The organism is Paraburkholderia heleia NBRC 101817, from assembly GCF_000739775.1.
Lineage (GTDB): Bacteria > Pseudomonadota > Gammaproteobacteria > Burkholderiales > Burkholderiaceae > Paraburkholderia > Paraburkholderia heleia.
The window spans coordinates 13,942-28,742 of the sequence record NZ_BBJH01000056.1; the positions used below are offsets into that span (position 1 = coordinate 13,942).

Below are 14,801 nucleotides of genomic sequence, written 5' to 3' on the forward strand. Positions count from 1 at the left end.
TCACGATGCGCTCCCTGGATGGCGAAGGCCGAAGAGCGCCTTCGAACGCACGACCACGATCAGTTCGCCGTGCTGGTTGTGTCCTTCCCACTGCGTTTCGACGATGCCGCGATCTGGCCTGCTCGCAGAGACGCGCTTGCTCAGGACGACGTTTGTCATCGTCAGCGTATCGCCCACGCGCGTGGGCTTGAGCCAGCGGATTTCGTCGACGCCGGGCGAGCCCATCGAGGTCGAGTCCTCGAGAAAGTTGCGCACCAGCATGCCCATCATGACCGAGCAGGTATGCCAGCCGCTCGCGACGAGCCCGCCGAACATCGACGCCTCGCCGCCCGCCTCGCTCATGTGAAACGGCTGCGGATCGAACTGCTCTGCAAAATGCACCACTTCGTCGCGCTTGAACGTGTGGGAACCGATCACATAGCGCTTGCCCACTTCGAGGTCTTCGTAACTCACGCCCATCCGTATTCTCCGCCGCTGTTGCCCTGCTGTTACCTTGCTGTTACCTTGTTATTGCCTGCTGCCGCCAGTTACGCGGCCTGCGCGAAACCGGGCAGCGAAGCGAAGCGTTCGAGGTGATGATCGACATCGCCGAGCGTCGTTTCGATGATCGCAAGACGCTTGAACAGATGCGCGGCCGCCACTTCGTTGGTGACGCCCATGCCGCCGTGCAACTGCACGGCCTGCTGGCCGATGAAACGCGCCGCCTGTCCCACGCGCACCTTCGCTGCCGAGATCGCGCGGCGCCGCGCTTCGGCCGACTCGCTACTGTAACGCGCGGCGGCGAGGTAAGTGAGCGAGCGGGCCTGCTCGGCGTGGATCAGCATCTCTGCCATGCGGTGCTGCAGCGCCTGAAAGCGCGCGATCGGCACGCCGAACTGTTGACGCGTCTTCGCGTATTCGACCGTGGCGTGGTTCAGCGCGTCCATGGCGCCCACGGCTTCCGCGCACAGCAGGAACGTCGCGTAGTCGGCAATCTTCTCCCACGTTGCCGCGCCGGCGTGCGCGTCGCCAAGACGGCGCGCGTGCGCTTCCTTGAAGGTCAGCGTCGCAGCGCGCTGGCCATCGATCGTGCGGTAATCGCTCACTTCGACACCCTTCGCATCGCGCGCGACGACGAAGAGCGCGACCTCGCCCCCGAAGCGCGCCGGCACGATCCAGTAGCCGGCCTGGGCGCCATGCTGCACGACCGATTTCGTGCCGGTGAGCGCAAAGCCGTCGCCCGTTTCCTTCGCCTGCGTTTCCAGCGAAAACAGATCGTAGCGCGATTGCGGCTCGTGGAACGCGGCAGCGAGCTTGATCTCGCCCGAGGCCACGCGTTCGAGCAGCGCCGCGTTTTCCGGTTCGGCCGCACCGCCCGCGAGCTTGAGCGCCTCGACGCCTACCGCGGTCGACCAATACGGCTCGACCACCAGCGCGCGTCCCAGCTCCTGCATGACGACGAGCATGTCGAATGGCGCGCCGTCGAAGCCGCCTTGCTCCGACGGCACCGGCAGCGCGGTCAGTCCCAGCTCGACGAAAGCGTTCCAGTGCTGATCCGAAACGCCAGCGGGCGTCTTCACGATCGCCTGGCGCGCTTCGAAGCCGTAGTTCCTGTCGAGATAACGACGCAGCGCGTCGGCGAGTTGCTGTTGCTCTTCGGTGAAATTGAAGTTCATTGCGCCGCTCCTCAAATCCCCAGAATCATCTGCGAGATGATGTTCTTCTGAATTTCGTTCGACCCGCCGTAGATCGACGTCTTGCGATAGTTGAAGTAGTACGCCGCGAGCGGGGCCGCGTCGTCGTCACCGCCTGCCGCGTGGTCGTGCTCGCCCTCGAGGAAGGCCGGATCGAACGGCGCCGCGAGCGGGCCGACCGCGTCGACCATCAGCTCGGTCAGCGCCTGCTGGATCTCCGTACCCTTGATCTTGAGCATCGATGCTTCGGGACCGGGGCCGCGTCCGTTGGACGCGCTCGCGATCACGCGCTCGGCGGTCACTTCGAGCGCCATGAGCTCGATTTCGACGGCCGCCACGCGTGCCGCGAAGACGGGATCTTCGAGCAGCGGCCTGCCGTGCTTCTTCTGCCTGAGCGCAACGCCCTTGAGGAAGGCGAGTTCGCGGTTCGACGCGCCCACGCGCGCGATGCCCGTACGCTCGTGGCCGAGCAGATACTTCGCGTAAGTCCAGCCACGGTTCTCGTCGCCGACGAGATTTTCGACCGGCACCTTCACGTCTTCGAAAAATACTTCGTTGACCTCATGGTCTTCATCGAGCGTGATGATCGGACGCACGGTGATGCCGGGCGTCTTCATGTCGATGAGGAGAAACGAGATGCCTTCCTGTTTCTTCGCCGCGGGATCGGTGCGCACGAGGCAGAACATCATGTCGGCGTGCTGGCCGAGCGTGGTCCAGGTCTTCTGGCCGTTCACGACGTAATGATCGCCTTCCCGAACTGCGCGCGTGCGCAACGACGCGAGGTCGGATCCCGAGCCCGGCTCGGAATAGCCCTGGCACCACCAGTCTTCACCGGAAAGAATGCGCGGGAGATAGCGGCGCTTCTGCGCCTCGTTGCCGTACTTCATGAGCACGGGCGCGACCATCGACACGCCGAACGGCAGTACCGGCGGCGCGCCGATGCGGCCGCATTCGGCGTCCCAGATATGGCGCTGCGCTTCGGTCCAGCCCGGGCCGCCCCACTCCGCGGGCCACGCAGGCGCCGACCAGCCCTTCTTGCCCAGCAGCTTGTGCCAGTTGGCGATGTCGTCGCGCGAGAGACGTTTGTGGTTGAGAACCTTGTCGCGCATCGCTTGAGGCAGATTGGCCTCGAGCCAGGCGCGGATTTCGGCGCGAAATGCGTCGTCAGCGGGGGTGTAGTCCAGATCCATGCACTATGTCTCCTGGCCGCGGCCGGTGCGGAGCGTTCCCCGCGCCGCGGCGAAGACCCGCATGGCGTTACTGCAGCGGACCCTTCAACGCGGCCGGAACCGGCAGCGGCATCACATCGATGCCTTCTTCGACGAGAGCTTGCGCATCGTCCGCAGAAGCCACTCCGCGGATGTTGCGCGACGGCGCTTCGTTGTAGTGAATGCGCCGCGCCTCCTCGGCGAAACGGTCGCCTACGTTCTCCGTCTTCTCGAGGACCTCGCGGATTACACGCATCGCATGGGCTTGCCATTGGGCCGCCTGCTCGTGCGACGACGCTTTCGGCGTCTCGCTCGCGCCGGACAGGTTCAACCGGGGCGCGGACGGCAAGCGGGTCACATGGGTGGCGCCGCACATCGGACATTCGACCAGCTTGCGAGACAGTTGCGACTCGAAGTCGTCAACCGATGCGAACCAGCCTTCAAACCGATGGCCGTCTGGACACTGTAAATCGAGGACCTTCATGGGGAATCGAGGCTTACAATGAGTTTAGCGCAAATCGTAAATTTGTGAACGACCGTTCGAAAAAATTCCTGCGGCCAGCCACCGGGGACTTTCCCGGGGGTTCGATTGTAGCGCCGCTCGGGAGGGCGCGCTGAAGGCGCTTCGAGGCATGTTTGCGTCGGGCGCACCTGGACGCGACAACGGCGGCCACAGGGGCCGCCGTTGTTCGGGAGCTGCTACTGCGCGGTGTATCAGCTCTGCTCTGCCTTCGCGAGCGGCCACGCGCCCGATAACGCCTTTTCGAGCCAGAACGTGCCGATGATCGTCTTCACGTCGGTGATCTTGGCCGTGCGCACCCATTCGAGCAGTTCGGGAACCGTCGCCGTGAAGGTTTCGAGAAATTCGCCGTCGTCGAGTTGTGCCGCACCCGCGGTCAGGCCACGTGCGAGGTAAATATCGATGAACTCAGTCGAGTACGAAATCACGGGATGGATCTGCGCAAGGTAGACATACTCGCGCGCCGTATAGCCCGTCTCCTCCTTCAGTTCGCGAATTGCGCAGGCGAGCGCGCCCTCCTGTGGATCGAGCTTGCCTGCGGGGAATTCCGTCATCACGCGCGAGAGCGGATAGCGGTACTGGCGCTCCATCAGCACGCGGCCGTCGTCGAACAGCGGGATCACCATCACCGCGCCGGGATGCTGAACGAATTCGCGCGTGGCGTGCTTGCCGTCCGGCAGCGCAACGGTATCGCGCTTCAGGGTAAGGAAATTGCCCGCGTAGAGCGTCGTGCTTTCCACACACGTCTCGGCGAGCGCCGGGTCGTGTCGATGATGTTCAGCCATAGTCAGCCTCGTGGGTGCTCAGGAAAATCGGGAAGCCGCGGGCGCGCCGCAGATAGTGAGATCGCACGGCGCGTGCCGCCCGCAGGCCGGCACGCGCGTCACGCCGGGCGGCGTTTGACGAGATATTGCCAGGTGAAGCCGGGAAACGCGAACACGACAAAAAGGCTGAAGGTGATCGCGTAGAACTGCCAGCCCTGGTCAAAGCGGTTGCCGGCGCGCGCCTCCAGCAGGAAGCCGAACGCACCGACCACAAAATACAGCACGATCATTTCAGCGATGCGAATCCACGCACTCTTCTTCGGTGCGCGAAGCGGCACGACGCCGAACAATCGCTGGTTGAGGAACGGCAGGTTGGCGCCCGCGAGCGCCAACAGCACGATGAACCAGCCCGCTGCCGACATTAGAGCGGCAGCGTATGCGTGACAGCCTGCAGGCAGATCGACATCAGCGGGCCAGGAATGATGCCCAGCACGAGCACCGCCACGCCGTTGAGCGTGAGCAGCGCGCGGTTGCAGGCGTGGCCCTCGATCGGGGCGTCGTCCTGCGGTGCGTCGAAGTACATCAGCTTGACGATACGCAGGTAGTAGAACGCGCCGAACAGCGACGTGATCACGGCGAGCACGGCAAGCCACGTGAGGCCCGCGTTCATGGTCGCTTCGAGCACGGCGAGCTTCGCGTAGAAGCCGACGGTCGGCGGAATGCCCGCGAGCGAGAACATCATGAGCATCATGACGAACGCGAACACCGGATTGCGCTGGTTCAGGCCCTTGAAGTCGTCGATCGTTTCCGCTTCGAAATCGCGGCGGGACAGCAGCATGACGATGCCGAACGCGCCGAGCGTCGTGATCAGATAGACGATGCTGTAGAACATGGCCGAGCTGTATGCGCTGGCCGCGCCCGTCGCCTTGTTGTCGACGATACCGGCAAGCAGGCCGAGCAGCACGAAGCCCATGTTCGAAATGGCCGAGTACGCGAGCATGCGCTTGATGTTGCGCTGGACGATACCGGTGATGTTGCCGACGATCATCGAGAGTGCCGCGAGGATGATCAGCATCTCCTGCCAGTCCACTGCCAGCGGCAGCAGGCCCATCACGAGAAAGCGCACGGCCCACGCGAATGCCGCGACCTTCGGGCCGCCGCCGGTCAGCAGCGTCATGGCCGTAGGCGCGCCCTGGTAGACGTCGGGCACCCACATGTGGAACGGCACCGCGCCCATCTTGAACGCCACGCCGGCGACGATGAACACCACGCCGAACAGCAGGACGATATCGTTGATATGGCCCGAAGCCACGGCCTTGAACACTTCGTTCAGCTCGAGCGAGCCGGTCGCGCCGTACAGCATCGAGATACCGTAGAGCAGGAAGCCCGAAGCGAGCGCACCCAGCACGTAGTACTTCATGGCCGCTTCATTCGACTGCGTCGCGTTACGACGCAGCGCGATCACCGCGTAGAGCGAGAGCGACATCAGCTCGAGGCCGAGGTACAGCGTGAGGAAGTTGTTGCCCGAGATCATCGTGATCTGGCCGAGCAGCGAGAACAGGCCAAGCAGGAAGAACTCGCCCCGGAACATGTCGCGGTCTTCGAGATACTTGCGCGAGTACACGATCGACACGGCGTAGCCGAGCGTGACCACCGCCTTCATGGCGCTCGCGAACGGATCGATCACGTACATGCGCGTGAAGTAGTAGTACACGTGCGGATCGAACGCGTCCACCGCGAACCAGATACCGGCTATGACGGTGGTCAGCAGCGCGATGAAGTAGGTCGTGCGCCGGCCTTCAGGACCGGTGAACGTGTCGTTGAGCCACGCGACGACGAGGCCGGTCATCACCAGGCCGTCGGGCAGCAGAGCGTACATAGGGGCGTTTGGCATGATCTTTTGTTCCTCCGCTCGGGTATTACTGTGACAGCGGCAGTTTCGACACTGCGACGTGGGAGAGGAGGTTTTCCACGGAAACGTGCATCACATCGGTAAAGGGCTTCGGGTAGACGCCCATGAAAAGCGTAAACAGCGCGAGCACCCCGAGAATGAAGTATTCGCGACAGTTGATGTCCTTCAGCTCGCGAACGTGGTCGTTCGCGACGGCGCCGAAGTACACCCGCTTGTACATCCACAACGTATAGGCCGCGCCCAGGATCAGCGTGAACGCCGCCCCGAAAGCGATCCAGAAGTTGAACTTCACAGCCGCCAGAATCACCATGAATTCGCCGACGAATCCCGAGGTGCCCGGCAGACCGCAGTTGGCCATCGCGAACAGCATGACCAGCGCCGCGAACTTCGGCATGGTGTTGACCACACCGCCGTAATCCGCGATATCGCGGGTGTGCATGCGGTCATACAGCACGCCGATGCACAGGAACATGGCGCCCGAGACGAAACCGTGCGAGATCATCTGGACGATCCCGCCTTCCATTGCGAGCTGGCTCGACGGGCCGAACATAAAGAAGCCGAGCGTGACGAAGCCCATGTGGGCGATCGACGAGTACGCGACCAGCTTTTTCATGTCCGACTGCACCATCGCCACGAGGCCGATGTAGATCACGGCGATCAGCGACAGCGTGATGATGACGGGCGCCAGGTAGTGACTCGCGTCCGGCGTGACCGGCAGCGAGAAGCGCAGGAAACCGTACGCGCCGAGCTTGAGCATGATCGCGGCCAGCACGACCGAGCCGCCCGTGGGCGCTTCGACGTGTGCGTCCGGCAACCACGTGTGGACCGGCCACATCGGCACCTTGACGGCGAACGCGAAGAAGAACGCGATGAACAGCAGGATTTGCGGCGTCATGGCGATCTTTGCGGCCTGCCAGGAGGCGAGGTCGAAGGTCCCGGTAATGCGGTACAGATACAGCAACGCGACCAGCATGAGCAGCGAGCCGGCCAGCGTATAGAGAAAGAACTTGAACGCTGCGTACACGCGGTTCGGGCCGCCCCACACGCCGATGATGATGTACATCGGAATGAGCGTGGCCTCGAAGAACACGTAGAACAGCAGGCCGTCGGCGGCGCAGAAAACGCCGATCATGATGCCCGACAGGATGAGGAACGACGCGTAATACTGCGCGACGTTCTTCGTGATGACCTGCCAGCCCGCGATCACGACGATCACGGTGATGAGCGCCGTCAGCACGACGAACCACATCGCGATGCCGTCGACGCCCAGGTGATACGCAATATTGAACCGCTCGATCCAGACCGACTTCTCCTCGAACTGCAGGGAAGCCGTGCTCGTATCGAAGCCCGCAACGAGCGGAAGGGTGACGAGGAAACTAAGCACCGAACCGATGAGTGCGAGCCAGCGGTCCGCACTCGGGTTCCGACGGGAACCCACTACAAGAACGATGATGCCGAATACGATCGGCATCCATATCGCAATACTGAGAATCGGAGTTGCGTGCATGCGTTTCCTCGCCTTATTTGCCGCTGAGCGTTACAAACAGGGTAAGGAGGCCAAGCATGCCAATGATCATGGCAAATGCGTAGTGGTAGATATAGCCGGATTGCAGGAAACGAATGACAGTTGCAAACCAGCCGATAAACTTGGCGCTCCCGTTTACGACGCCGTCGATCACGACGACATCGCCCTCCTTCCACAGACCGCGACCGATCGCGACTGCTCCGCGAGCGAAGACGATTTCGTTGATCTTGTCGAGGTAATACGCGTTTGCCAGCAGCTTGTAGACCGGCGAGAAAGTGCGCGACACAACGGCGGGCAGTTCCGGGCGCTTCATGTAGAAGAACCACGCCACCACCACGCCCGCGAGTGCGAGCCACACCGGCAGACCCGAGAACGCATGCGCGCCCATCGCGGCCCAGCCCTGGAATTCCTTGCCCATCTCCACGAGCGCTTCGTGGTTCTCGCCAACGAAGATGACGTTCTGGAACGCCACGCCATGCGAGAAGAAGTCACCGAAGAGCAGCGGCTGGATCGCGATCGCACCGGCGATCACCGAGGGAATGGCGAGCAGAACGAGCGGCACCCAGATGACCCACGGCGACTCGTGCGGCACGTGCACGTGGTGTTCGTCGTGACCGTGGCCATGATCGCCGTGAGCGGCTTCGATCGCCATCGGCGACTCGGGGTGCTTCGGACCGCGGAAGCGCTCTTCGCCGTGGAACACGAGGAAGTACATACGGAACGAGTACAGCGCCGTGACGAACACGCTGGCAACCACCGCGAAGTACGCGAAACCCGAACCCGGCAGGTGCGAGAGCTTCACGGCGTCGATGATCGAGTCCTTCGAGTAGAAGCCCGAGAAGAACGGCGTGCCGATCAACGCGAGCGAACCGACGAGCGAGGTGATCCACGTGATGGGCATGTACTTGCGCAGGCCGCCCATGTTGCGCATGTCCTGATCGTGGTGCATGCCGATGATGACCGAACCCGCGCCGAGGAACAGCAGCGCCTTGAAGAACGCGTGCGTCATCAGGTGGAAGATCGCGACCGGGTAAGCCGAGACGCCGAGCGCCACGGTCATGTAGCCGAGCTGTGAGAGCGTGGAGTAAGCCACCACACGCTTGATGTCGTTCTGGACCACGCCGAGGAAGCCCATGAAGAGCGCGGTAATGGCGCCGATCACGACGATGAACGAAAGCGCGGCTTCCGAGAGTTCGAACAGCGGCGACATGCGCGCGACCATGAAGATACCGGCCGTCACCATGGTTGCCGCGTGAATCAGTGCGGAGATCGGCGTCGGGCCTTCCATCGAGTCGGGCAGCCACACGTGCAGCGGGAACTGTGCCGACTTGCCCATCGCGCCGATGAAGAGGCAAATACACGCAACGGTGAGCAGGTTCCACGAGGTGCCCGGGAACGTCAGCGCGGCGATTTCATGACCCTTCGCGAAGATGTCGTTGTAGTTCAGCGAACCGCCGAACGCGAGCAACAGGCCAATACCGAGCAGGAAGCCGAAGTCGCCCACGCGGTTCACGAGGAACGCCTTCATGTTCGCGTAGATGGCGCTTTCACGCTTGAAGTAGAAGCCGATCAGCAGGTACGAGACGAGACCCACCGCTTCCCAGCCGAAGAACAGTTGCAGGAAGTTGTTGCTCATCACGAGCATCAGCATCGAGAACGTGAAGAGCGCGATGTACGAGAAGAAGCGCTGGTAGCCCTCTTCTTCCGCCATGTAGCCGATCGTGTAGATGTGCACCATCAGGGACACGAAGGTCACGACGACCATCATGAGCGCAGTCAGCGAGTCGATGAGGAAACCGACTTCGAACTTCAGGTTGCCGACCGACATCCATTCGTACACGGTCGCGTTGAAGCTCGCGCCGTTCATCACGTCGAAGAGCGTGATGCACGAAAGCACGAACGCAATCGCGACGCCGAGAATGGTCACCGTATGCGCGCCCGCGCGCCCGACCGTTTTGCCAAAGAGACCGGCGATGAGCGAACCGGCGAGAGGAGCCAGCGGGATCGCCAGCAGCAGAGTTTCGTTGAGAGTCGTTGCCATAAAGTCAGCCTGCCTTAGCCTTTGAGCTGATCGAGATCCTCGACATTGATCGTGTCGAGGCTGCGGAACAGGGTCACAAGAATAGCCAGACCAATTGCAGCTTCCGCCGCCGCAACTGTAAGCACGAAGAACACGAAAATCTGTCCGTGAACGTCACCGAGGTAATGCGAGAACGCGACAAAGTTCGTGTTCACCGCTAACAGCATCAGCTCAATCGCCATCAGGATGATGATGACGTTGCGCCGATTCAAAAAGATTCCGACGATCGAGATCGCAAACAGGATCGCGCCGAGGACGAGGTAATGGGCCAGTGTCAGCATGGTTCGCTCCTTCGCGCTTAGCTCTTGGTTGCCGGTGCGGCACCCGCCGCGGGCGCAGCCCCGGCTTCGGCTTGCGCCGGTTCCGGCGGCTGTGGCACTTCCACGACGGCCGGCATCTTCACGAGGCGCACGCGGTCCTGGCGACGCACGCTGACCTGCTTCGACACGTTCTGGCGCTTCGAGTCCTTCGGCTCGCGCACCGTGAGCGCGATGGCCGCGACGATCGCCACCAGCAGCACGAGGCCGGCGACTTCGAAGGCGAAGATGTAGTCGGTGTAGATGATCTTGCCGATCAGGTGTGCGTTCGAGATCGCGGCGGCGGCGGCCGGCGTGGTGTCGGGCACCGGCGTGCTCGTCGCGCCGTAGCCGTGCCACAGGATCAGCGCGGTTTCGACCACGATGATCGCGCCCACGATGGTCGCCACCGGGATGAAGCGCTTGAAGTCGCGGCTCAGCACGTCGATGTTGATGTCCAGCATCATCACCACGAACAGGAACAGCACCATCACCGCGCCCACGTAGACGAGCACCAGCAGGATCGCGAGGAATTCGGCCTCGAGCAGCATCCAGATCGCGGCCGCGTTGAAGAACGCGAGCACGAGGAAGAGCGCAGACGCGACAGGATTGCGCGAAGTGATCACCTTCAGCCCTGACAGCGTGAGCAGCAGCGCGAAGATGTAGAACAGGACGGTCGTGAATTCCATGATTACTGGTTCATCGTTGAGGCCTTCGTGAGGCGGATTGCGCGGCGCAGACTGGCGGCCAGACCAGGGAGCGTCGCGCCGCGGCGGTCAGGCTGCGGTATGGCGCGTGCGTCCGGCACACGCGCTCCCCACAGCCGGCCCGGACCGCGGGCCGATGCAGCGTCAAACTGAAAGATCAACGGTACGGTGCATCCGCTGCCTTGTTCGCCGCGATCTGGGCTTCATAGCGATCGCCGACGGCCAGCAGCATATCCTTCGTGAAATACAGGTCGCCGCGCTTCTCGCCGTGATACTCGAGAATGTGCGTTTCGACGATCGAGTCGACCGGGCAGCTCTCTTCGCAGAAACCGCAGAAGATGCACTTGGTCAGGTCGATGTCGTAACGCGTCGTACGGCGCGTGTTGTCCTCGCGCACTTCCGATTCGATCGTGATCGCGAGCGCGGGGCACACGGCCTCGCACAGCTTGCACGCGATGCAGCGCTCTTCGCCATTTTCATAGCGGCGCAGCGCGTGCAAACCCCGAAAACGCGGGGACATAGGCGTCTTTTCTTCCGGGAACTGCACCGTGAACTTGCGCTTGAAGGTGTAACGCCCCGTCAGCGCGAGCCCCTTGAGCAGCTCGGTCAGGAAAAACGTCTTGAAGAAGTTTTGGATAGCGTTCATGGTTGTGTTCGCCCCTTATTTCCAGATGCTCAACGGCGACATGTACCAGAAGCCGACCACGATCAGCCACACAATGCACACCGGAATGAACACCTTCCAGCCGAGACGCATGATCTGGTCATAGCGATAGCGCGGGAACGTCGCGCGGGCCCAGATGAAGACCGACAGCAGGCAGAAGACCTTCAGCACCAGCCAGAACACGCCCGGGATGAAGTCGAGGAACGCGAACGGGGCGCTCCAGCCGCCAAGGAACAGCACCGAGGCGAGCGCCGAGATCACGATCATGTTGATGTACTCGGCGAGGAAGAACAGCGCGAATGCCATCCCCGAGTAATCGATCATGTGACCCGCAACGATTTCCGACTCCCCTTCCACCACGTCGAACGGATGGCGGTTCGTTTCGGCAATGCCCGAGATGAAGTAGACGACGAACATCGGCAGCAGCGGCAGCCAGTTCCAGGAGAGGAACGTGATGCCCCAGTTCGCGAACATGCCGCGCATCTGGCCTTCGACGATCACCGAAAGGTTCAGGCTGCCCGACACCATCAGCACGACGACGAGCGCGAAGCCCATCGAAATTTCGTACGAGACCATCTGCGCCGCGGCGCGCATGGCGCCGAGGAACGCGTACTTCGAGTTCGAGGCCCAGCCCGCGAGAATCACGCCGTAGACGCCAATCGACGAGATCGCCATCGCGTAGAGCAGGCCCGCGTTGATGTCGCCGAGCACCGCGCCCGCCTGGAACGGAATCACCGCCCAGACCGCGAAGGCCGGCACCACCACCATGATCGGCGCGACCATGTAGATCCAGCGGCTCGCCTGCGCAGGCTGAATCACTTCCTTGAGCAGCAGCTTCAGCACGTCGGCGATAGGCTGCAGCAGACCTGCCGGGCCCACGCGGTTCGGGCCGAGACGCACGTGCATCCAGCCGATCAGCTTGCGCTCCCAGAGGATCAGGTAGGCCACGCACAGCAGGATCACCACCGCGACGACGAGAATGCGCACCAGCGCCCAGACGGTGGGCCATGCCACGCCGAGCAGCTGGCTGCCGCCTGCATTGATCGTATCGAACAAGCTCATTTACGCCTTCTCCACCAGCAGTTCACCGAACAGGCTGCCGAGTTGCGCACCGGCCGGCGTCGCCGCCGACACGCGCACCACCGTCGCCGCAAGATTCGCATCGCGCGTTGCGGGCGCCGTCACCGACAGATCGCCCTGGCGCACGCGCACGGCGTCGCCTTCCTTCAGGCCGAGCTGGTCGAAGTATGCCGCCGGCAGGCCGATCGCGTTCGCCACGCGGGCAGCCATGGTGAGCTGCAGCGCTTCGCCCCGGCGCACGATTGGATCGGCGTGGTAGATCGGCACGTCGGCGACACGCTCGAAGCGGCCTTCCGCGGCCTTCGCGAGGCTGCCGCGCGCAACCGCTGCGGCGGCCTTGTTCGACAGACGGCCTTCGAAGCTGCCGTCGCCGAGCGCCTTGCGGCGCACTTCCTCGGCTGTGTCGTATTCGAAACCCTTCGCGCCCAGCAGCGTGCCGAGCACGCGCAGGACCTTCCAGGCCGGACGCGTGTCGCCGAGCGGGCGCACGACGCCGTTGAAGGTTTGAGCCGTGCCTTCGGCGTTGATGAACGTACCCGAGGTTTCCGTGTACGGTGCGATGGGCAGCAGCACGTCCGCGTAGTCGAGCCCTGTCTTGTACGGCGAGAACACGGCGACCATTTCGGCCTGCGCGAGCGCGGCGCGCGCGGCGGCCGGGTTGGCCGTATCGAATTCCGGCTCGACGTTCAGGAGCAGATAGCCCTTGCGCGGCTGCTCGAACGCTTCGCGAGCGTTCAGGCCGTCGCGGCCCGGCAGTGCGCCGGCGATATGCGCGCCGACCGTGTTGGCCGCTTCCGTGAGGAAGCCCAGCGTCGCGCCCGTCGTTTCGGCGATGAACTGCGCGGCTGCGTGCAGGCGCGAGAATTCCGGATGCTGGACCGCGGCGTTGCCGAGCAGCACATAGCGGCGCTCGCCATTCGCAAGCGATGCGGCAACCTGCTTTGCGGCTTCGGTAGCCTGTGCGCCCGCGAAGCCTTCCGGCACCGCAACGCCCTTCGCCTCGGCAACCGCCGCTGCGATCGAAGCGAGTTCGTCGAGCCACGCCGAGGGCGCGGCAACGATGCGCTGTGCGTTCGGGATCAGCGAGCCGTCTGCGGTGGCCTGCAGGAAGCTGACTTGCGCACCGCCCTTCGCGGCCTGGCGCAGACGCGCGGCGAACAGCGCATGGTCGCGGCGCAGGAACGAACCGATCACGAACGCCGAGTCGGCGTACGAAAGTTCGGCGATCTTCGTGCCGAGCCACGGCGCGCCTTCGAGCGGCGCCGAGAAGTCGCTCTGGCGCAGACGGAAGTCGACGTTCGGCGTGCCGATCGCGTCCGCGAACTGCTTCGCGAGATACAGTTCTTCGAGCGTGCTGTGCGGGCTCGCGAGCAGCGCGAGCTGGTTCTCGCCGTGCTCGTCGCAAATGCCCTTGATGCCCTTCACGACGTATTCGAGCGCGGTCTGCCAGTCGGTCTCGATCCACTCGCCGCCCTGCTTGATCATCGGGCGCGTGAGACGGTCTTCGCTGTTCAGGCCTTCGTAGGAGAAGCGGTCCTTGTCCGAGATCCAGCACTCGTTGATGGATTCGTTCTCGAACGGCAGCACGCGCATCACGCGGTTGTTCTTCACCTGCACGACGAGGTTCGCACCCGTTGCGTCGTGCGGGCTCACCGACTTGCGGCGCGACAGTTCCCACGTACGCGCCGAGAAGCGGAACGGCTTGCTCGTGAGCGCGCCGACCGGGCACAGGTCGATCATGTTGCCCGAGAGTTCCGAGTCGACCGTCTTGCCGACGAACGAGGTGATTTCCGAGTGCTCGCCGCGGCCGAGCATGCCGAGCTCCATCACGCCGGCAATTTCGTCGCCGAAGCGCACGCAGCGCGTGCAGTGGATGCAGCGCGACATCTCTTCCATCGAGATGAGCGGACCGACATTCTTGTGGAACACCACGCGCTTTTCTTCGCTGTAGCGCGAGGCGGATTTGCCGTAACCGACGGCCAGATCCTGAAGCTGGCATTCGCCGCCCTGATCGCAGATCGGGCAGTCGAGCGGGTGGTTGATCAGCAGGAATTCCATCACGGCTTGCTGACCCTGCACGGCCTTGTCCGACATGGTGCGCACGACCATGCCTTGCGACACCGGCGTCGCGCATGCGGGCACGGCCTTCGGCATCTTCTCGACATCGACGAGACACATCCGGCAGTTGGCCGCGATGGAGAGCTTCTTGTGATAGCAGAAGTGCGGGATGTACGTGTCCACGCGCTGAGCAGCCTGGATCACCATGCTGCCCTCGGGCACCTGCACCTTCTTGCCGTCTATTTCAAGTTCAACCATGATGGTTAATCGTCCCTAACCTGTTACCGCTCAATTTCACAGCGGCATTCCCCGTC

14 protein-coding genes are annotated in these 14,801 nt (G+C 63.1%); all 14 read right to left on the reverse strand.

The genetic code is table 11. The annotated features are described in order from the left end of the window. Nucleotides 1-459 (reverse strand): MaoC family dehydratase, encoded by a 459-nt coding sequence (locus BHE01S_RS32735; RefSeq protein WP_042271710.1) that lies wholly within the window; start codon nucleotides 457-459, stop codon nucleotides 1-3. Between the two features lie 68 nt (nucleotides 460-527). Further along, nucleotides 528-1,655: an acyl-CoA dehydrogenase family protein gene (locus tag BHE01S_RS32740; protein WP_042271713.1), complete on the reverse strand. Its 1,128-nt coding sequence runs from the start codon at nucleotides 1,653-1,655 to the stop codon at nucleotides 528-530. A gap of 11 nt (nucleotides 1,656-1,666) precedes the next feature. Continuing rightward, entirely contained in the window at nucleotides 1,667-2,863 is a 1,197-nt protein-coding gene (locus tag BHE01S_RS32745) for an acyl-CoA dehydrogenase family protein (protein WP_042271716.1), read from the reverse strand. 67 nt (nucleotides 2,864-2,930) lie between these two features. Then, nucleotides 2,931-3,365 carry a DUF1178 family protein gene (locus BHE01S_RS32750; RefSeq protein WP_042271719.1) on the reverse strand — a complete coding sequence of 145 codons (435 nt, stop codon included), beginning with the start codon at nucleotides 3,363-3,365 and terminating at the stop codon, nucleotides 2,931-2,933. A 230-nt stretch (nucleotides 3,366-3,595) separates the two neighbouring features. Next, on the reverse strand, nucleotides 3,596-4,186 hold the full coding sequence (locus BHE01S_RS32755) for an NUDIX domain-containing protein (protein ID WP_042271722.1): 591 nt from the start codon (nucleotides 4,184-4,186) through the stop codon (nucleotides 3,596-3,598). Nucleotides 4,187-4,284: 98 nt separating this feature from the next. Then, entirely contained in the window at nucleotides 4,285-4,587 is a 303-nt protein-coding gene (locus BHE01S_RS32760) for a DUF2818 family protein (protein ID WP_042271725.1), read from the reverse strand. Next, the gene (nuoN, locus tag BHE01S_RS32765; RefSeq protein ID WP_042271727.1) at nucleotides 4,587-6,059 is read right to left on the reverse strand and encodes an NADH-quinone oxidoreductase subunit NuoN; all 1,473 of its coding nucleotides are present in this window, start codon (nucleotides 6,057-6,059) and stop codon (nucleotides 4,587-4,589) included. Before nuoN ends, BHE01S_RS32760 begins: the two co-directional genes overlap by 1 nt. Nucleotides 6,060-6,084: 25 nt before the next feature. Beyond that, nucleotides 6,085-7,584: an NADH-quinone oxidoreductase subunit M gene (locus BHE01S_RS32770; RefSeq protein WP_042271730.1), complete on the reverse strand. Its 1,500-nt coding sequence runs from the start codon at nucleotides 7,582-7,584 to the stop codon at nucleotides 6,085-6,087. 13 nt (nucleotides 7,585-7,597) lie between these two features. Beyond that, nucleotides 7,598-9,643 (reverse strand): NADH-quinone oxidoreductase subunit L, encoded by a 2,046-nt coding sequence (nuoL, locus tag BHE01S_RS32775; RefSeq protein WP_042271733.1) that lies wholly within the window; start codon nucleotides 9,641-9,643, stop codon nucleotides 7,598-7,600. Nucleotides 9,644-9,657: 14 nt separating this feature from the next. After that, on the reverse strand, nucleotides 9,658-9,963 hold the full coding sequence (gene nuoK / locus BHE01S_RS32780; protein ID WP_006052894.1) for an NADH-quinone oxidoreductase subunit NuoK: 306 nt from the start codon (nucleotides 9,961-9,963) through the stop codon (nucleotides 9,658-9,660). Nucleotides 9,964-9,980: 17 nt separating this feature from the next. Next, nucleotides 9,981-10,667: an NADH-quinone oxidoreductase subunit J gene (locus BHE01S_RS32785; RefSeq protein ID WP_042271740.1), complete on the reverse strand. Its 687-nt coding sequence runs from the start codon at nucleotides 10,665-10,667 to the stop codon at nucleotides 9,981-9,983. Nucleotides 10,668-10,842: 175 nt separating this feature from the next. Further along, nucleotides 10,843-11,331 (reverse strand): NADH-quinone oxidoreductase subunit NuoI, encoded by a 489-nt coding sequence (nuoI, locus tag BHE01S_RS32790; RefSeq protein ID WP_028210402.1) that lies wholly within the window; start codon nucleotides 11,329-11,331, stop codon nucleotides 10,843-10,845. Nucleotides 11,332-11,346: 15 nt separating this feature from the next. Beyond that, on the reverse strand, nucleotides 11,347-12,411 hold the full coding sequence (gene nuoH / locus BHE01S_RS32795) for an NADH-quinone oxidoreductase subunit NuoH (RefSeq protein WP_042271744.1): 1,065 nt from the start codon (nucleotides 12,409-12,411) through the stop codon (nucleotides 11,347-11,349). Further along, on the reverse strand, nucleotides 12,412-14,745 hold the full coding sequence (nuoG, locus tag BHE01S_RS32800) for an NADH-quinone oxidoreductase subunit NuoG (protein ID WP_042271747.1): 2,334 nt from the start codon (nucleotides 14,743-14,745) through the stop codon (nucleotides 12,412-12,414). Between the last annotated feature and the right edge of the window lie 56 nt (nucleotides 14,746-14,801).